This window comes from Nocardia blacklockiae, assembly GCF_015477355.1.
In the GTDB taxonomy this organism is placed as follows: Bacteria; Actinomycetota; Actinomycetes; order Mycobacteriales; family Mycobacteriaceae; genus Nocardia; species Nocardia blacklockiae.
Genome location: NZ_JADLRJ010000004.1, coordinates 670,062 through 687,489 on the forward strand (window position 1 = coordinate 670,062; position 17,428 = coordinate 687,489).

General features: G+C 68.5%; 19 protein-coding genes. 12 read left to right on the forward strand and 7 right to left on the reverse strand.

The genetic code is table 11. The features are described 5' to 3' along the window. Positions 1 to 12: 12 nt before the first annotated feature. Together IU476_RS16055 and IU476_RS16060 are read right to left on the reverse strand one after the other, a co-directional pair. A complete protein-coding gene (locus IU476_RS16055) occupies positions 13 to 219 on the reverse strand; it encodes a DUF397 domain-containing protein (protein WP_195100874.1) in 207 nt (68 codons plus the stop codon). A gap of 132 nt (positions 220 to 351) precedes the next feature. Further along, positions 352 to 558 carry a DUF397 domain-containing protein gene (locus tag IU476_RS16060; protein WP_195100876.1) on the reverse strand — a complete coding sequence of 69 codons (207 nt, stop codon included), beginning with the start codon at positions 556 to 558 and terminating at the stop codon, positions 352 to 354. Between the two features lie 342 nt (positions 559 to 900). Between IU476_RS16060 and IU476_RS16065 the strand changes: the two genes are divergently transcribed. Next, a complete protein-coding gene (locus IU476_RS16065) occupies positions 901 to 1,344 on the forward strand; it encodes a DUF4254 domain-containing protein (RefSeq protein WP_195100878.1) in 444 nt (147 codons plus the stop codon). Positions 1,345 to 1,512: 168 nt separating this feature from the next. Here IU476_RS16065 and IU476_RS16070 read toward each other — a convergent pair whose 3' ends face one another. Next, the gene (locus IU476_RS16070) at positions 1,513 to 2,742 is read right to left on the reverse strand and encodes a lipase family protein (RefSeq protein ID WP_195100880.1); all 1,230 of its coding nucleotides are present in this window, start codon (positions 2,740 to 2,742) and stop codon (positions 1,513 to 1,515) included. Positions 2,743 to 3,192: 450 nt separating this feature from the next. Beyond that, positions 3,193 to 4,785, reverse strand: coding sequence for an ATP-dependent DNA ligase (locus IU476_RS16075; protein WP_195100882.1), 1,593 nt, complete (start codon positions 4,783 to 4,785; stop codon positions 3,193 to 3,195). 94 nt (positions 4,786 to 4,879) lie between these two features. On the opposite strand from IU476_RS16075, the gene ramB reads away from it, so the two are divergent. The 9 genes from ramB to IU476_RS16120 all read left to right on the forward strand — a co-directional run bounded on the left by ramB (position 4,880) and on the right by IU476_RS16120 (position 13,851). Continuing rightward, a complete protein-coding gene (gene ramB / locus IU476_RS16080; protein ID WP_195100884.1) occupies positions 4,880 to 6,289 on the forward strand; it encodes an acetate metabolism transcriptional regulator RamB in 1,410 nt (469 codons plus the stop codon). Positions 6,290 to 6,515: 226 nt separating this feature from the next. Continuing rightward, entirely contained in the window at positions 6,516 to 7,793 is a 1,278-nt protein-coding gene (gene urtA / locus IU476_RS16085; protein WP_195100887.1) for an urea ABC transporter substrate-binding protein, read from the forward strand. Between the two features lie 93 nt (positions 7,794 to 7,886). Further along, on the forward strand, positions 7,887 to 8,771 hold the full coding sequence (urtB, locus tag IU476_RS16090) for an urea ABC transporter permease subunit UrtB (RefSeq protein ID WP_195100889.1): 885 nt from the start codon (positions 7,887 to 7,889) through the stop codon (positions 8,769 to 8,771). Continuing rightward, a complete protein-coding gene (gene urtC, locus IU476_RS16095) occupies positions 8,768 to 9,910 on the forward strand; it encodes an urea ABC transporter permease subunit UrtC (RefSeq protein ID WP_195100891.1) in 1,143 nt (380 codons plus the stop codon). Before urtB ends, urtC begins: the two co-directional genes overlap by 4 nt. Next, positions 9,907 to 10,746 carry an urea ABC transporter ATP-binding protein UrtD gene (urtD, locus tag IU476_RS16100; RefSeq protein ID WP_195100893.1) on the forward strand — a complete coding sequence of 280 codons (840 nt, stop codon included), beginning with the start codon at positions 9,907 to 9,909 and terminating at the stop codon, positions 10,744 to 10,746. The genes urtC and urtD overlap by 4 nt, the downstream gene beginning before the upstream one ends. Further along, on the forward strand, positions 10,730 to 11,422 hold the full coding sequence (urtE, locus tag IU476_RS16105) for an urea ABC transporter ATP-binding subunit UrtE (RefSeq protein WP_195100895.1): 693 nt from the start codon (positions 10,730 to 10,732) through the stop codon (positions 11,420 to 11,422). Before urtD ends, urtE begins: the two co-directional genes overlap by 17 nt. A gap of 13 nt (positions 11,423 to 11,435) precedes the next feature. Further along, positions 11,436 to 12,131, forward strand: a complete 696-nt coding sequence (locus tag IU476_RS16110; protein ID WP_195100897.1) for a GntR family transcriptional regulator — start codon at positions 11,436 to 11,438, stop codon at positions 12,129 to 12,131. Between the two features lie 74 nt (positions 12,132 to 12,205). Beyond that, positions 12,206 to 12,745, forward strand: a complete 540-nt coding sequence (locus IU476_RS16115) for a carboxymuconolactone decarboxylase family protein (RefSeq protein ID WP_195100899.1) — start codon at positions 12,206 to 12,208, stop codon at positions 12,743 to 12,745. Between the two features lie 212 nt (positions 12,746 to 12,957). Continuing rightward, a complete protein-coding gene (locus tag IU476_RS16120) occupies positions 12,958 to 13,851 on the forward strand; it encodes an LLM class flavin-dependent oxidoreductase (RefSeq protein ID WP_195100901.1) in 894 nt (297 codons plus the stop codon). Positions 13,852 to 13,913: 62 nt separating this feature from the next. Here the strand turns inward: IU476_RS16120 and IU476_RS16125 are convergent, their stop codons facing one another. Further along, a complete protein-coding gene (locus IU476_RS16125; RefSeq protein ID WP_195100903.1) occupies positions 13,914 to 14,726 on the reverse strand; it encodes a TetR/AcrR family transcriptional regulator in 813 nt (270 codons plus the stop codon). A 174-nt stretch (positions 14,727 to 14,900) separates the two neighbouring features. Here IU476_RS16125 and IU476_RS16130 point away from each other — a divergent pair, with 174 nt between their 5' ends. Then, entirely contained in the window at positions 14,901 to 15,296 is a 396-nt protein-coding gene (locus IU476_RS16130) for a VOC family protein (protein ID WP_195100905.1), read from the forward strand. A gap of 85 nt (positions 15,297 to 15,381) precedes the next feature. Here the strand turns inward: IU476_RS16130 and IU476_RS16135 are convergent, their stop codons facing one another. After that, positions 15,382 to 16,236: an SDR family oxidoreductase gene (locus tag IU476_RS16135; RefSeq protein ID WP_195100908.1), complete on the reverse strand. Its 855-nt coding sequence runs from the start codon at positions 16,234 to 16,236 to the stop codon at positions 15,382 to 15,384. Positions 16,237 to 16,331: 95 nt separating this feature from the next. Here IU476_RS16135 and IU476_RS16140 point away from each other — a divergent pair, with 95 nt between their 5' ends. Further along, positions 16,332 to 16,730, forward strand: a complete 399-nt coding sequence (locus IU476_RS16140) for a winged helix-turn-helix transcriptional regulator (protein ID WP_195100910.1) — start codon at positions 16,332 to 16,334, stop codon at positions 16,728 to 16,730. 6 nt (positions 16,731 to 16,736) lie between these two features. On the opposite strand, the gene IU476_RS16145 is transcribed toward IU476_RS16140, so the two are convergent. Beyond that, positions 16,737 to 17,393, reverse strand: coding sequence for a Uma2 family endonuclease (locus IU476_RS16145; RefSeq protein WP_195100912.1), 657 nt, complete (start codon positions 17,391 to 17,393; stop codon positions 16,737 to 16,739). Positions 17,394 to 17,428 lie beyond the last annotated feature (35 nt).

Here is a 17,428-nt window from a genome sequence, read left to right on the forward strand (position 1 = left end):
CGAGTTTCGAGCCTACGCCCGGTCGAACTCGCCGTCCTTCACACCCGCGGTGAAGGCATCCCACTCAGCGGGCTGGAAGACGAGCGCCGGACCGTTCGGGTCCTTGGAATCACGCATCCCGACCATGCCGCCATCCAGGTGGGCCACCTCCACACAATCCTTCTGCGAGCCACTGCGACTGGACTTGAACCACTTGGCCCCGGACAGGTCGACGTTCATTCGCGACGCTCCTTCGACACAACCAGGGTGAATGCCCTGAGTTGATCCAACGCTACCCGCTCGATTTCCCGCATCGCTCGCATCCGAGCGGCGGGGTACGGGTGGAACCGTGTGAGACAGCAGGTCTCGTGCCTACGCCCGGTCGAACTCGCCGTCCTTCACACCGGCAACGAACGCGTCCCATTCCGAGGGACCGAAGACGAGGGCGGGTCCAGTCGGATTCTTCGAGTCACGCACTCCGACCTTGCCCCCGTCAAGGTGGGCGGCTTCTACGCAATCGCGACTTGGCCCGCTGCGAGTGCTCTTGAACCACTTCGCCCCGGACAGGTCGGTGTTCACCCCGCAAACTCCTTAGCAATACCGATCACCAGATCCCTGGTGACCTTCTCGTCCAACGCTACACACCATCTCCCCTTGGCCGTCCGTAACGACACCTGATCACGTACGGCGTGGCGGTGCTGCTCCTGCACCGCCTCGCCGACTCCTACGACGCTCTCGCGGAGGACATCGTGCGCGGACTTCGCCGTCTTCCCACCACTTTTCGGCCGCTGGGGAACGGTGTGGCAAACGGGCTCTGACGTGCGTGGCGATCGGATCGGCGTCACTCGGTGCCGGACAAGATCACGGTCCGACAACGAATGTCGTTGCCGATCGGAAACATTCGGCGTGCAGGATTGCGCCGTGGAATCGCTCCCACTGAAACACAGCCTCCTGGAGGCATGCCGCGGGACGGCGCACGAGGACCACTTCGTGCTGAGCTGTGCCTGCCGGCTGGCCGAGCTGCACGAGAAGCGGCTCGGCGTGACACCCAGTGCCGCCGACGGCATCGATCGCGATCGTGCGCGGCTGGTGCACGAGATAGACCAGTGGGTCGCAACGCAATTACCGCGTGCGCACGGTGGTGCGCGCTTACACACCGAGACGGTGGGGACGGTGGTGGATCGGCTCGCCCAGTTCTCCGCGCTCGCCTATCTGACGCTGACCGACGCGCCCGAGCGGACGGTCCGCGAAGCGTGGCGGCGGCTGTCCGAGCTGGCGACCGCCTACGACGATCTCGCCGCCGACGTCTCGGCGGGCCTGTGCCGCCTGCCCGACCTGAGCGGCGATCATTCCTACGAGCACTGAAAGCCTCGGGCTCCCGGCCCACCTGACGGCGGCGCCGACGAGGGAACGGCGCCGCCGCAGGCCGGGGAGGGTGGATCAAGGGCAGTTGATCCGTGCCGGCCGAAACCGACAGGACGATCCTGTCCCCGCCACCTCGAGGTCCGCCGCGACCGGCCTGTGAATCCGCTGTCAGCCGATGGCACGGGAACAGCCCGGGGGCACCAGGTCCCCGGCGAACATGTGCTCCACCCACTCGCCGGTCGCCGGTATGGCGAGCGCGCCGACGGCGAGATGTTCGCCCGGCAGGGGGTCCAATCGAACCTGGGCGCCGCGCGCGCACCAGTCGTCGTACAGGTTGCGCGCCTGCTCGAACGGGATCCAGAACTCGTCGACGCCGTGATAGATCAGGGCGGGTGCCCGCGGTGCCGATGCGCCGAGCCGGTTGTCCGCCAGTATCTTTCGCACCCACGGCAGACTCATCGGGTCGGGCACGTTGGTGAACCGCTCCACCTTCAGCGAAGTGGGCAGGCCCAGAACGGCTTCCGCGCCCACGCAGAGATCCTTCATCGCGTGCGCCAGCCGCCAGCCGTCGTCGTTGAGCAGCGACAGTAGCTCCGGATACTCGCGCGCCAGTCCGAGCGTCGCGGCCAGGAAGATGCCCGACGCGCCGTTGACACCGTCCATGCTGCGCGCCAGCAGCTCGTAATCGGCGGGCACGCCGCCGATCAGGGCACCGGCCAGCCGCAGTTCCGGCGCGTACTCCGGGGCGAGTTGCGCGGCCCAGCCGGTGGCCGTGGCACCGCCGGAGTACCCGCTCAGCACGATCGGCGAATCCGGTTGCAGCGCAGGCACTCCGGCGTGCACGGCGGCCCGGAGCGCGTCGAGCACCGCGTGCCCGCCCATCCGCCCGGCGGCGTACGCCTGCCGCGGTCCTTGGTGGTCCGGCACGACCACGGCATAACCGCGTGCCAGCAGCAGCCCGATCGATACCTGATCGGCCTGCACCCCCTCCTGCAACTGCCGCGAGGGCGCACAGGTATTGCCGAGCGAGGAGATCGGAATGTTGTAGGACACCAGCGGCCGAGGGCCCGCACCAGGCAACGCCGCCTCCGGCACCAGCAACGTGGCGACCACCGGCACCGGCCGGTCCGCGGCATCAGTGGAGCGAATCAGCAACTCGGTCGACCGCACCGAAGCCGGGAACCAGTTCCGCACCGTCCGCGACGCGAGAACCGTTCCCGCGGAATGCTTCTCGAACCCCACCGGCGGTATGTAGAACGGATCCGCCAGCGGCGTCGGCAACACCGAGGCCAGCACATGCGGCGGATCGACCAGATCACCCAGCGGATCCGGCGGATCCGAACGCGCCACCCCGACCCCGGTCAGCAACACCGCCACCACCGAGACCACGAGCCACATCCTGCCAACCACCCACCGCCGACTCACCACGTCCGCTCCCGAGGTCCCCGCAAGCCCACAGGGCCGCGCCACCGCCGATTACCGAGCCCCGCACAGAACACCCGCCACCACACCACGGGCCCCGCCACTTTCCCATGCCCACCGGTCGGTTTCCACACACCCATCCGGCGCGCCGCAGATCACAGCCCGATCTGCCCCACACCACTACGATTCGGCACCTTCACTCCACAGCTCGGTCAGCTCCGGGCTCACGCGCAGCACCGCAACCCGCCAGCCGTGGCCCATCGCGAATTCGAAGCTCCGTCGCTCACACCGCCCGCCGCACTCGCACGATGCCACTCGCTTCGTCAGAGACTCACGCGCCGAACCACAGCAGCGGGCACAGCCTCTTCGCGACAGCTTCGCGAGAACGAGCACGTCGATGGACGGCCAGGGCACGGCGTGGTGCAGCTATTTCGCGGCGGGCGGGCCCGGGAGGAGGGCGCGGACGGAGTCGATGGTGTCGGCGTCGGCGGGTTCCTTGTCGGGGCGGTAGCGGACCACGCGAGCGAAGCGCAGGGCTACGCCGCCCGGGTAGCGGGGGCTGACCTGGACGCCGTCGAGGGCGATTTCGACTACCAGAGCGGGGTGGAGGTAGACGGTGTGGTCGTCGCGAGTGCGTTCGTGGCGGGGGAATTCTTCGGTCTGCCAGCGCAGTAGGGCGTCGGTAAGGCCCTTGAACGTCTTGCCGACCATGATCGGCGGGCCGCCCTCCGGATCCCGCGCTCCCAGATGGAGATTCGACAGATATCCGGTGCGGCGGCCGTAACCCCATTCGGCACCCAGCACCACCAGGTCGAGGGTGTGCGAGGGCTTGATCTTCTGCCAGGCGCGGCCGCGGCGCCCGGCGGCGTAGGGCGCGGCGAGGGATTTGACCACGACGCCCTCGTGCCCCGCAGTGAGCGCGCCCGCGGCGAACTCGGCCGCCGCCTCGGCGTCCGGCCGCAGCAGCGCGGGAATGCTGTGCTCGCCGGCCACCGAGGTGAGCGCCACCCGCCGCTCGGACAGCGGCGCGTCGAGTAGGTCGGTGCCGTCGAGGTGCAGGCAGTCGAAGAAGTACGGGTGCAGCAGCAACTCGCGCGTGGTGGTCGCCGCGGGCACCGACTGGCCCAGCGCCGCGGCCGCGCTGTCGGCCGCCTCCGCCTCGGCGGGCGTGAGCGCGAACCGGCTCATCGTCTCCTGGAACGGCCGCGGCCGCCCCGTGTCGGTGAGCGCGAGCGTCTCGCCGTCCAGCACGACGCTCGCGCAGTCCAGTTTCGACACCAGTTCGACGAGTTCGGGCACCTTGGCGGTGATGTCGCGCAGCGTGCGGGTGAACACCCAGACCTGCTCGCCCTGGCGATGCACCTGGATGCGCGCGCCGTCGAGCTTGTGTTCCACGCTCACGTCGCCCTCGAATTCGGCGTAGGCGTCGGCGAGCGTGCCGCCGGGCGAGGCGAGCATCGGCTGGATCGGCCGCCCCACCTCGAGGCGGAACTCCGCGAGCGCGGCCGCGCCGCCGGTCATGGCCGCCGCGGCCGTCACCGGCAGCCGCCCCGACAGCATGTGCGCCCGGCGGACCAGCTCGACGGGCACCTCCGCGGCGGCCGCCACCGCCTCGGCGACGAGCGCGGTCAGCGCGCCTTGACGCAGCTCGCCGGTCAGCAGCCGCACCAGGAAATCCCGCTCGGCCGCCGTCGCCCGCGACAGCAACCCGGTCAGCAGCTCGCGCCGGAGCTCCGCCGAGCCGGAGCCGCCGATGCCCGCCAACTCGTCGAAGGTCTCGTGCACGCGCGGCACGGTGAGGCTCGGCACCGCCGCCGGTTCGACGGCCAGCCCGGTCAGCGTGCGCCAGCCGGTGCCGATCCGGCCCTGCGGCAGCTCGCCCGACACCCAGGCCACCACGGGCGCGAGTTCGCCCGGCTCGGCCTGTTTCAGCAGCCCGGCCAGTGTGGCGATCTTGCTCTTGCGGGACGATGTCGCCCGCACGGCTTCCGAGGCCTCGACTACTTGCGACAACAGCACGATTCCGACCGTAACCCGAGGGTCCGACACGGCTCGGGACCCGCTTGTTAATCGAGCGTTTGCAGAGTTGCGAAACCGCCCATAAACTGGACGAATGGCCAAGACTTACGTCGGCGCGCGGCTTCGACAGCTGCGGACCGAACGGGGGCTGAGCCAGGTCTCGCTCGCCAAACAGCTGGAGATCTCGGCGAGCTACCTGAACCAGATCGAGCACGACGTGCGACCGCTCACCGTGCCGGTCCTGCTGCGCATCAGCGAGGTCTTCGGCGTCGACGCCGGCTTCTTCTCCTCCCAGGACGACACCCGCCTCATCGCCGAATTGCAGGAAGTGGTGATGGACGAGGAACTGGGCATCGAGGCCGACGCCCAGGAGATCGCCGAGATGGTCTCGGCGCATCCGAGCCTGGCGCGGGCGATGGTGAACATGCACCGCCGCTACCGCAACACCACCGCCCAGCTGGCCGCCGCCACCGAGGACCGCTTCTCCGACGGCAGCGGCTCCGGCGCCATCTCCCGCCCGCACGAGGAGGTGCGCGACTTCTTCTACCAGCGGCAGAACTACATCCACGAAGTCGACACCGCCGCAGAGGAACTCGCCACCCGGATGCGCTTCCACGGCGGCGATCTGAAGCGCGAGATCGCCCGCCGGCTCACCACCGCGCACGGCGTGCAGATCGTCGAACGCATCGATCTCGGCGAGGGCGTACTGCACCGTTTCGACCCCGAGGCGCGGCGGCTCGAGATCGCGCCGCACCTGTCCGGCGGGCAGCGGGTGTTCAAGCTCGCCGCCGAACTGGCCTACCTCGAATGCGGCGACCTGATCGAAAAGCTGGTCGAGGAGGGCAATTTCGCTTCCGAGGATTCCCGCACGCTCGCGCAGCTGGGCCTGGCCAACTATTTCGCCGCGGCGCTGGTGCTGCCCTATTCATATTTCCACGAGGTCGCCGAGGATTTCCGGTACGACATCGAGCGCCTGTCGGCCTTCTTCACCCAGAGCTACGAGACGATCTGCCACCGGCTCTCGACCTTGCAGCGCCCGAAGCTGCGCGGCGTCCCGTTCTCGTTCGTGCGCGTCGACCGCGCCGGGAACATGTCGAAACGGCAGTCCGCCACCGGCTTTCACTTCTCCTCCTCGGGCGGCACCTGCCCGCTGTGGAACGTCTACGAGACCTTCGCCTACCCGGGCCGGATCATGACCCAGATCGCCCAGATGCCCGACGGCCGCAAATACCTGTGGATCGCCCGCACCGTGGAACGCCGCGCCACCCGCTACGGCGAACCGAGTAAGACCTTCGCGATCGGCCTCGGGTGCGAGTTGCGCCATGCCGGTCGCGTCGTCTATGCCGACGGCCTGGATCTCAACGACCCCCAGGCCACTCCGATCGGCGCGGGCTGCCGGGTGTGCGAGCGCACCAACTGCCCGCAGCGCGCGTTCCCCCCGCTCGGCAAATCTCTCGATATCAGCGAACATCGCAGTTCCATCTCGCCGTACGTCCTGCGGTAGTCGATAGACAAGATCGACGATCACAGAGTTCACATTCGCGAAACATTCGCAACAATCCCGTCATCGAGAAATATTCGGCCGCAACACTTCCGGCTTACTCTCAGCGCACGGATACAACCGCTGTATACAACGCCGATCTCTCACGAGGAGACCGGCTCGATCTGCGCGCGGTCCGGCGCGGTGTGCGAACACCGCCGAAACCTGATGAGTGAGAAGGGTTCCACCCATGCAAGATTCTCGTGACCCCCGTCGCGATCTCCCCCGCCGCACGGCGAAGATCCTGGCCGTACCGACCGCCCTGGCGCTCTCGGCACTACTACTGTCCGGCTGCGGCTCCCGCGACGACGCCGAAACCGGCGCGGGCGCAACGTCCTGCGTGGACACCTCCAAGAATACGATCAAGATCGGCTCGCTGCATTCACTGACCGGCACCATGGCCATCAGCGAGGTCACCGTCGCCAATTCCACGAAATTGGCGGTCGATCAGGTCAACGCGGCGGGCGGGGTACTGGGCAAGCAGATCCAGATCGTGCCCGAGGACGGGGCGTCGGACCCGAAGACCTTCGCGGAGAAGGCCGAGAAACTCATCAGCTCCGATTGCGTCGCCGCCGTTTTCGGTGGCTGGACCTCGGCGAGCCGCAAGGCGATGAAACCCAAGTTCGAGTCGCTGAATTCGCTGCTGTTCTACCCGGTGCAGTACGAGGGCCTGGAGGACAGCAAGAACATCTTCTACACCGGCGCCACCACCAACCAGCAGATCGTGCCCGCGCTGGATTATCTGAAGCAGAAGGGCATCACGTCGCTGTACCTGGTCGGCAGCGACTACGTGTTCCCGCAGACCGCCAATCGCGAGATCAAGGCGTACGCGGCCGCCAACGGCATCGAGATCAAGGGCGAGGACTACGCGCCGCTGGGCTCCACCGATTTCTCCACAATCGTCAACAAGGTGCGGAATGCCAAGGCCGGGGCGGTGTTCAACACCCTCAACGGCGACTCCAACGTGGCCTTCTTCCGTGAATACGCCAATGCCGGGTTGAAGGCCGCCGACATGCCGGTGGTGTCGGTATCGATCGCCGAGGAGGAGGTCGGCGGCATCGGTCCGCAGAACATCGCCGGGCAGCTCACCGCCTGGAACTACTACCAGACCGTAGACAGCCCGCAGAACAAGGCGTTCGTCGACGCCTACAAGTCCGTCTACGGGGCCGACAAGCCCACCTCCGATCCCATGGAAGCCGCCTACACCTCGGTGTTCCTGTGGAAGAACATGGTCGAGAAGGCCCAGTCGTTCTCGGTCGACGCGGTCCAGAAAGCCGCGGGCGGAGTCACTTTCGACGCTCCCGAAGGCACCGTCACGGTCGACGGCGCCAACCACCACATCACCAAGACGGCGCGGATCGGTGAGATCCACCCGGATGGCCTGATCTACACGGTGTGGGATTCCGGCAAGCCGATTCAACCGGACCCGTACCTGAAGTCCTACGAGTGGGCCTCGGGGCTCAGGTAGTACCAGGTCGTCGATGAGGGGCGGCGCGGTCCCGTTCGAGTATCGGGCGGACGGGACCGCGCCGGTCGGGCAAGCGAAATAGAGGTATTCGCAATGGAAGTGGCGATCGGGCAGCTGTTCACCGGGTTGAGCCTGGGGTCCATTCTGCTGCTGGCGGCGCTGGGCCTGTCGCTGACCTTCGGTCAGATGGGCGTGATCAATATGGCGCACGGCGAATTCATCATGGCCGGCTGCTACACGACATTCGTTGTGCAGCAGGTGATCCACGCGACCGGGGCGGCACTGATCGTGTCGCTGTTCGCGGGCTTCCTGGTCGGCGGGCTGCTGGGCGCGGCCCTGGAGATGGGTCTGATCCGCTGGATGTACGACCGGCCGCTGGACACCCTGCTGGTGACCTTCGGCGTCGGGCTGATCCTGCAACAGCTGGCGCGCAACATCTTCGGCGCGCCCGCCAAGAACGTGGTGGCGCCCGAGTGGCTGTCCGGCGGTCTGACCATCGCCGGGACGGTGGTGCCCAAGACGCGCCTGTTCATCCTCGTGTTGGCCGTCGTCGCGGTCGCGGTGCTCGCGGTCGCGCTGAAGGCGACCCCGCTGGGTCGGCGGATTCGGGCCGTGGTGCAGAACCGCGGCCTGGCGGAGACCAGCGGCGTGTCGAGCCGGGTGACCGACGTCAGCACGTTCTTCATCGGCTCGGGACTGGCCGCGGTCGCGGGCGTGGCGCTCACGCTGATCGGCTCCACCAGCCCGACCATCGGGCAGAGCTATCTGGTCGACGCGTTCCTGGTCGTCGTGATCGGCGGGCTCGGGCAGATCAAGGGCACGGTGCTCGCGGCTTTCGCACTGGGACTGCTGAATTCGTTCATCGAGTACTCCACCACCGCCTCGGTGGCGAAGGTGATCGTCTTCGTGCTCATCGTGATCTTCCTGCAGGTGCGGCCGCAGGGCCTGTTCACCGTCCGGACGAGGAGCCTGGCATGAGCACTCCCCTCTTCCAGCGCTCCGCGGTGCGTTCGCTGGGCGGCTTCGCGCTGGCGGCCGTCGTGCTGTTCGCCGTCGCGCCCGCGGTGCTCAGCGACTTCCGGCTCGGCCTGCTCGCCAAGTTCCTGTGCTTCGCCATCGTGGCGGTCGGCATCGGATTGGCTTGGGGCAGAGGCGGAATGCTGACCCTCGGCCAAGGCGTGTTCTTCGGCCTCGGCGCCTACATCATGGCCATGCACATGCAACTGGCCGATGCGGCCCGGCTGCACCAGGATGTCCCCGAGTTCATGCAGATCGCGGGCATCGCCGAATTGCCCTGGTACTGGCAGCCTTTCGCGTCCGGGCCGGTGGCCGTGCTGGCGATCCTGGTGCTGCCGGGCCTGCTCGCCGCGCTGCTGGGTTTCGGCGTGTTCAAGCGCCGGGTCAAGGGCGCGTATTTCGCGATCCTGTCCCAGGCGCTGACCGCGGCACTGGCGATCCTGCTCACCGGGCAGCAGGCCATCGGCGGCTTCACCGGGCTCAGCGACTTCCGGGCCTTCTTCGGCTTCCGGCTCAGCGATCCGGTGAACCGGCGCATGCTGTTCTTCCTCGCGGCGGCGGCGCTGCTGCTCGTGGTCGCGGCCGCGCGGCAGCTGATGCGCAGCCGGTACGGGGAACTGCTGGTGGCGGTGCGCGACCAGGAGGAGCGGGTGCGCTTCCTCGGGTACGACCCGGCCAATATCAAGATCGTGGCGTATGTGGTGGCGGCCTTCTTCGCCGGCATCGCGGGTGCGTTGTTCACGCCGATCGTGGGCATCATCTCCCCGGCCGACATCGGGGTGGTGCCCTCGATCGTGTTCCTCATCGGCGTCGCGATCGGCGGCCGCACGACCCTGCTGGGTCCGGTGCTGGGCGCGGTCGGAGTGGCGTGGGCGCAGACGACGTTCTCCGAGCACTTCCCGTCGGGCTGGACCTATCTGCAAGGCGTGCTCTTCATCGTGGTGGTCGGCTTCGTACCCGCCGGGCTGGCCGGATTCCGGCCGCTCGCAATGGATCTCGTCGACCGGGTGCGCCGCGCGAGCCGATCCGGGCCGACGGCCGAGCCTGCGGACGCGGCGGTGACCGAGGCGAGCCGGGCCGAGACGAAGGTGGAGGCATGACGACCGACGACCACCCCGCCGCGGTCCCCGAGCCGAAATTCGGCGGGACGGCGGGCATGAACAGCGAGTACCTCGAAATACGCGACCTCACTGTCGATTTCGACGGCTTCAAGGCGGTGTCCGGCGTCGATCTGACCGTGTTGCAGGGCGATCTGCGCTTCCTCATCGGCCCCAACGGCGCGGGCAAGACCACCCTGATCGACGCGATCACCGGCCTGGTCCCCGCCTCCGGATCGGCGCGGAAGACCGGCACCGAACTGCTGGGCCGCAAGGTGCACCGGATCGCGCGGCTGGGCGTCGGCCGCACCTTCCAGACGGCCAGCGTCTTCGAACAGCTCACGGTGCTCCAAAATCTCGACATCGCGGCGGGCGCGGGCCGTTCGGCGGCCACGCTGCTGCGCCGCCGCCGCACGGTTCTGCCCGAGGTCGAATCCGCTTTGGAGACAATAGGTCTGACCGACCTGAGCGACGCACCCGCCGGGGTACTGGCGCACGGCCAGAAGCAGTGGCTCGAGATCGGCATGCTGCTGGTGCAGAACGCCTCGGTGCTGCTGCTCGACGAGCCGGTCGCGGGCATGAGCGCCGAGGAGCGCGAGGAGACCGGAAACCTGTTGCGCCGCATCGGCTCCGGTCGCGTCGTCGTGGTCGTGGAACACGACATGGATTTCATGCGGGCGTACGCGAGTTCGGTCACGGTGCTGGCGGGCGGCCGGGTGCTCAGCGAGGGCACGGTGGAGCAGGTCCAGGCCGATCCCAAGGTCCAGGAGGTCTACCTGGGCACCGCGGCGGCCGTGGCCACCTACGCCGAGGAGGCGGTCGATGCTGGAAATCGTTGACCTACACGCCGGTTACGGCCGCGCCGAGGTGATTCACGGAGTGTCGCTGACGGTGCCGGACGACGGCGTCGCGGCCGTGCTGGGCCACAACGGCGCGGGCAAGACGACGCTGCTGCGCGCGGCGGTAGGGCTGCTGCCGGTGCGGTCCGGGCAGCTCCGCTTCGACGGCGCGAACATCGCCAAGCTGTCCCCGTCGCGGCGGGTGCGGCGCGGCATCGCGTACGTCCCGCAAGGGCAGCAATGCTTTCCGCAGCTGACCGCCGCGGAGAACCTCCAGGTCGTCGCCGACGGCCGCAAACGCGGCAAGGCGCTGATCGAGGAGGCGCTGCACCTGTTCCCGGCGCTGCGTGAACTGCTGGACCGCAAGGCCGGGCTGCTGTCGGGTGGGCAGCGCCAGCAGTTGGCGATCGCGCGGGCGCTGGTCACCGAGCCGAAACTGCTGATCCTGGACGAGCCCACGGAGGGCATCCAGCCGTCGGTGGTCGCCGAGATCGAACGCACCATCCTCGAACTCACCCGGCGGGGCGGGCTGAGCGTGCTGCTGGTGGAACAGCACATCGGCTTCGCGCTCCAGGAGGCCGGGCGGTACTACGTGCTGCAATCCGGACGCGTCGCCTCCACCGGGGCGGGCGGGGCGGGAGCGGCCACCGCGGTCCGCGCGGCGATGGCGATCTGATCGGCGCTTCGCGATGGCGCGCAGGGGCCGTAACTCGTTGGGGGAACGGGTCTATCACGCGCTGCGCCGCGACCTGGCCGCCGGACTGGTCGACCCCGCCGGGCGCCTCGGCGAGGAACGCCTCGCCGAGGCCTACGGGGTCTCCCGCACACCGGTGCGGGAGGCCTTGACTCGGCTGCTGGCCGACGGCCTGGTGGAACGCCACGGCGACGGCCTGTACCCCTACCGCCCGCGCCTGGACGAGCTGGGCGACCTGTACGAGCTGCGGATCGTGTTGGAGGCGAGGGGTATTCGGCGCGTCCGGGACGAGATCTCGGCTTCCTACGACCAGGAGGCCGTGCGGCGTCAGCTCGACACCTGGCGGGACCTGCGCGCCGATCCGCCGGAGCCGGGGACCGCGCTCATCGCCGCCGACGAGCAGTTCCACACCGCATTGCTTGCGGCAGCGGGCAATTCGGCGCTCGCCGACGCCTTGACCGCCGTGCATGCCAAGGTGCGCCCGATCCGCTCGCTGGACATGCCGACCCCGCAGCGCATCGCCAAGATGACCGGCGAGCACATCGCGATCGCCGAGCAGATCCTCGCGGGCGACTTGGAGTCGGCCTCGCACACCTTGCTCACCCACATCCTCAGCTCGCGCGCGCACGTGCTGGCCCGCGCCCGCCAGGCCCTCGAACTCACCCGATTGGGCCAGGCCCTGCGGGACTGAGGGATCACCCGTACTACGAACATTGTTGTACACAATGGGTGGCCCCCGGGCGAACGCGGCTGTTAGCGTGAGGCATGGTGTCGACGAAGCCACGTATCGAACCGGGTCGCCTGCGCGAACTGGGTCCCGTCAACTGGGTCATCTGGCAGGTGATCTCGCGTGCCGCGGGGACGGTCGATGCGCACCTGTTCAGCACCCTGGGGCGGACCGGCGGCCTGTTCCGCGGCTGGCTGCACTACTCCGGGCGCTTGATGCCGGGCGGCCGGCTGCCGCGCTACGAGACCGAGCTGGTCATTCTGCGCGTCGCGCATCTGCGGCAGTGCGAGTACGAGACCGACCACCACATCCGCCTGGGCAGGCGAGCGGGCGTCACCGCGGAGATCCTCGACCGCCTGCGCACCGGGCCGGAGGCGTCCGGGTGGTCACCGAAGGAGCGCGCCCTGCTCAGCGCGGTCGACCAACTCGTGCACACCCGCGACCTCGACGAACTCGCGTGGACCGACCTCGCCGCGCACTACGACGAGCGGCGGCTCATCGAAATCGTGCTGCTGGTGAACCAGTACGAGGGGTTGGCCAGCACCATCACCGCGCTGCGGATCGAAACCGACCACTGACTCCGGGCGCTCATCGCTCGGGGTCTTATCGCGATGCGGCCCGGTCGTCGCTCCGGCGTACGGTCTCGATGCGGCCGGGCATCGCTCGGCGTCCGGTCTCGAGGCGACCGTGTCATCCCTCGGCGTCCAGGTCACTATGCGGTCGGGGCGTCGCTCGGCGTCTCGTCGCGATGCGGCCGGGTTCTGTCGGTGCGGTCTGGTAATCATCGGGTATGACGACCTTGGGCGCGGTCTTTCTACCGCAGCATCCGCCGGAGCGTGTGCGCGAGGTGGCGCGGGCGGCCGAAGAGTGTGGTCTCGAAGAGTTGTGGCTTTGGGAGGACTGCTTTTTCGAGGGCGGTGTCTCCACCGCCGCGACTGTCCTGGCGGTGACGGAGCGGCTGCGGGTGGGCATCGGCGTTCTGCCGGTTCCGTTGCGCAATGTGGCGGTGACGGCGATGGAGATCGCCACGCTGGAGCGGATGTTTCCCGGCCGCGGCATCTGGTGTGTGGGCCACGGTGTGCAGGAGTGGATGGGTCAGGTCGGCGCGCGCGTGGAGTCGCCGGTCACGCTGCTGCGCGAGTACGTGGACGCGCTGCGCCGCCTGCTCGCGGGTGAGCGGCTGAACATCGAGGGTCGCTATGTCCGACTCGCGGACGTAGCACTGGACTGGCCACCTGCCCAGGCGCCCGCCCTGCTCTCCGCCGCGACGGGCCCGCGCACTCTGCGGCTCGTCGGCGAGATCGCCGACGGCGCCATCCTCACCTCGGGCACCTCGGTGGCCGACCTCCGCCGCGCGGTCGAGCTGCTACGCGAGGGCCGTGCCGCCGCAGGCCGCACCGGCACCCCGCGCGTTTTGACCAACCTCATGACGGTCACCGGCCCCGACGCCGAGTCCCGCCTACGCGCCGACATGCTCCGAATGGGCAGGCAGTCGACCGAGGGCGTCGGCTCCACCGCACCGGACGGCGTCGGCGTAGCGGGCGATCCGCCTGCCATAGCCGCCGCTGTAGCCCGCCTCGTCGATGCCGGGGCCGACACGGTGATCCTGCAACCCACCCCCGACCAAGACCCCATCCAGTTCATCCGCTTCGTCACCGAGGAGATCCGCCCCCTGGTTCCCTGACCGCGGAATCCGAAGCGTGCCCGGATCCACCTCAGGTCCACGAGCCGGGTCTGCGGCTCACTTCAGCGCGGTGGGTCGATGATCGCGGCGAGGCCGGCGAGGATGCGGGCCAGCCCGAATTCCCAAGCGTGGTCGGCGGAGTAGGCGCTGTCGTGGGCCGTGCCCGCGGCCGTGCCGACGCGGGTGGCCAGGGGATAGCGCTCGGGGTCGAGGGCGCGTTCGAGCACGGGGGCGGTGCGTTCCCACCACTCGCGGTCGGACATGCCGCTGTCGGCGGCCGCGCGGCGGGTGTCGATCTCGATGCGCGCGACCGCGGTGACGAAGCCGAGCAGATGGGTCAGCGCCGCGTCCCGTTGCACGTCGTCGAGGCCGAGGTCGTCGAAGGCGTGTAGTTCGTAGTCGTATTTGGCGAGCACGCCCGGCCCCAGCGGAGGGCGGGTGGTCGGCACGTAGGCCACCCACGGGTGGCGGTCGAGCATCTCCCGATTCGCGGCGGCGATCGCGGAAACCCTTTCACGCCAAGGTAATTCGGTGAGATCCGGACGTGGCATCCCCAGGTATACCGAGTCGAGCATCAGATCCAGCAACTCCGCCTTCCCCGGGACATAGGTGTACGTGGCCATCGGCGTCAGCCCCAGCTTCGCCGCCACCGCGCGCATGGTCAGCGCCTCCAGTCCGTCCGTGTCGGCGATCTCGACCGCCGCGGCCACCACGTCGTCCACACTGCTGCGCTGTTTCGGACCCCGGCCGGAGGTCCGCGCCGGTTCCCGCCACAGCAGTTCCAGGGTGCGTGCCGGATCACCGGCGCTACTGCGCGCACCACCGCGCCGACTGCCAGTGGCCCGCCGCGCCGAACGCCCGGACTTCTCGCTCACCTTCGCCCACCTCACGCCCTGATCGCACACCGTCGCCCGACGATCGTATCGATGTGTTCATGCTCACAGTGCACGTCGCCGGAAATTTCTCTACAAAGTACAGAGTACTAAGTACAGAATTTAACGGCACTTCGGTTCCGGTGGCGCGAGCACCGAACCGGCGAGGAGGCACCCATGAACATCACCGCATCCGCCCTCTCCCTGAATGTGCCCGACCCGGCGGCCTCGGCGCGGTTCCTGGCCGACCATTTCGGCTTCGAGGTGCAGATGTCGGCCGAGGGCTTCGTGTCGCTGGGCCGCCCCGACGCCGGTTTCAACGTCATCTATCTGCGCACCGGGCTGCCGACGTTCAAACCGGCCCGCATCGCCGGGGATGCCGGGCAAGGTTTGCTGGTCGCTTTCGTCGTCGACGACATCGACGCCGAGTACGAGCGTGTCCGGAGCGAAGGAGTGCCGATCGTGACGCCGATCGAGACGGAACCGTGGGGCGAACGCTACTTCCAGGCCATCGACCCCAACGGGATCGTCATCCAGTTGGTGCAGTGGCTGACCGAGCCCGGGACCGAGTGACGGAACGGGCGTTCCCGTCGTCGCGGGAACGCCCGTTCATCCCATCCCACGGGCGCCGCACCGACATGAGCGGCGCATCGATCGCCTACCCGGCGAGGGCCGCCCGAAACACCTCGGCCACCGGAGTCGACGGGCGGCCGATCAGTTTCTGGAGGTCGCCGCTGCCGACATCGAGCAGTCCCGCCCGGATACCGGTGTCGGCGTCCGCCAGCACCCGCGCGTAATCCGAAGGCAGACCGGACTTCTCCAGCGCGGCGGCGTAGTCGTCCTGGGACAGGTCCTGATACCGGACCGGCGTGCCGGACACCTCCGAGATCACGCGCGCAAGGTCGCTGTAGGTGAGATGTTCGTCGCCGCCGAGTTCGTAGACCTGCCCGGCGTGCTCGCCGCCGGCGAGCACCGCCGCGGCGGCTTCCGCGTAGTCGGCCCGCGCTGCCGCGGCCACCCGGCCGTCCCCCGCCGCGCCGTACAGGACGCCGCCCGAAACCGCCGGCGCCAACCCGCCCAGATAGTTCTCCCAGTACCAGCCGTTACGCAGAATCACGTGCGGAACAGACGATTTCGCCAGCACCTCCTCGGTGCCGCGATGCTCCTGCGCCAGGATCATCGTATTCTCGTCGGCGCGCGGGATGCTGGTGTAGGCGAGCAGCCGCACCCCGGCCCGTTCCGCGGCGCGAATCACGGTGGCGTGCTGATCCACTCGCGCCCCGAACTCGTTGCCGGACACCACCAGTACCCGGTCCACACCGGCCAGCGCGCGATCCAGCGCCTCGGCGTCGGCATAGGACGCCTGCCGGACCTCGACCCCGCGTTCGGCCAGATCGGCCACCTTCGCGGGATCACGAACGATCGCGACGACCGGCCCGGCCGCCCGGCGCAGCAGCGCCTCCACGACGAGTCGGCCCAACTGCCCACTGGCTCCGGTGACGGCGACGGTCATGACTACCTCCTGGTTGCGTACGGAATATCTAGCACTAACTATTAGTTAGTACGTGATATTCCAGCACTACCTATCGAATGAGTAGCATCAGTCACATGACCACCCGGCACACCACCGCGGCGGAGGCCTCCGACCCGACGCTGGAGGCCGACGTCTTCGCCCGCAACTGCGTCTCCCGCCCGGTGTTGCAGAACGTGGCGAGCCGCTGGGGCGTGCTCGCCCTCGTCGCCCTGCGTGAAGGCCCCTATCGGTTCAGCGCGCTACGCCGCCGCGTCGAGGGTGTCAGCGAGCGCATGCTCTCCCAGACGCTGCAGACCCTCGAACGCGACGGCATGATTCACCGCGAAGTCCAGCAATCGATTCCGCCGCGCGTCGAATACACCCTCACCGATCTCGGGGCGCAGGTCGCCGAGCATCTGGAGGCTCTGATCGTCACCCTCGAGACGAATATCGGCGCGATCCAGGAGGCGCAGGCCGCCTACCGCCGGGACTGACCTCGGTCACCAAGGGTCCCACTCGTTCGTCGGGATCGACACGCCGAACGGCTCGGGCAGCACGATCGTCTCGCCGAACTTCCACGACACCGCCTCCCGATAGCCGCCCGACTCCCGGTCCGGCACGCTGAACAGCGTCGCGACCGCCGCCTGCGGATCCCGGTCCACGAGTAGGTAATTGCCGATCCCCACCCGCGCGTACCCGTTCCACTTGCTCGGGCGGGCGCGCCTGGCACCGGGCTTCCGGTCCTCCGCGGCGTTCGACGGCGAGGTGACTTCCACCGTCAGTGCCACCTGGCCGGGCAAGATCTTCTTCAGTGCCTCGGCACGAGCCTGCCGGGCGACATCCTTGTCCACGACACACAGGTCGGGGATGTAGCCATCGTGGATGTCGCTGAGGTTGAGGTCCTGCGTCTGGACGCATCGCCACTGAAACGCTGAACCGGTCGCCCTCGCTACCTCGAAGGGTCCCTGAATTTCACTCACGATCATGTTGTGCGCAAAGTCCGGTCCTGGTGCCACAACGATCTCCCCCCCGATGATTTCGACCCGAGTCCCGTCGTGGGGAAGGTCCAGCACATCGGCCAGCTCGTCACGCACCCACAGGTCGTACGGATCCCCGGGCAACTCACGATGACGATGTACGACAGCCATGACACTCATGTCCAAGTCCCTCCCTCGCGTCGGCACCGCAATCG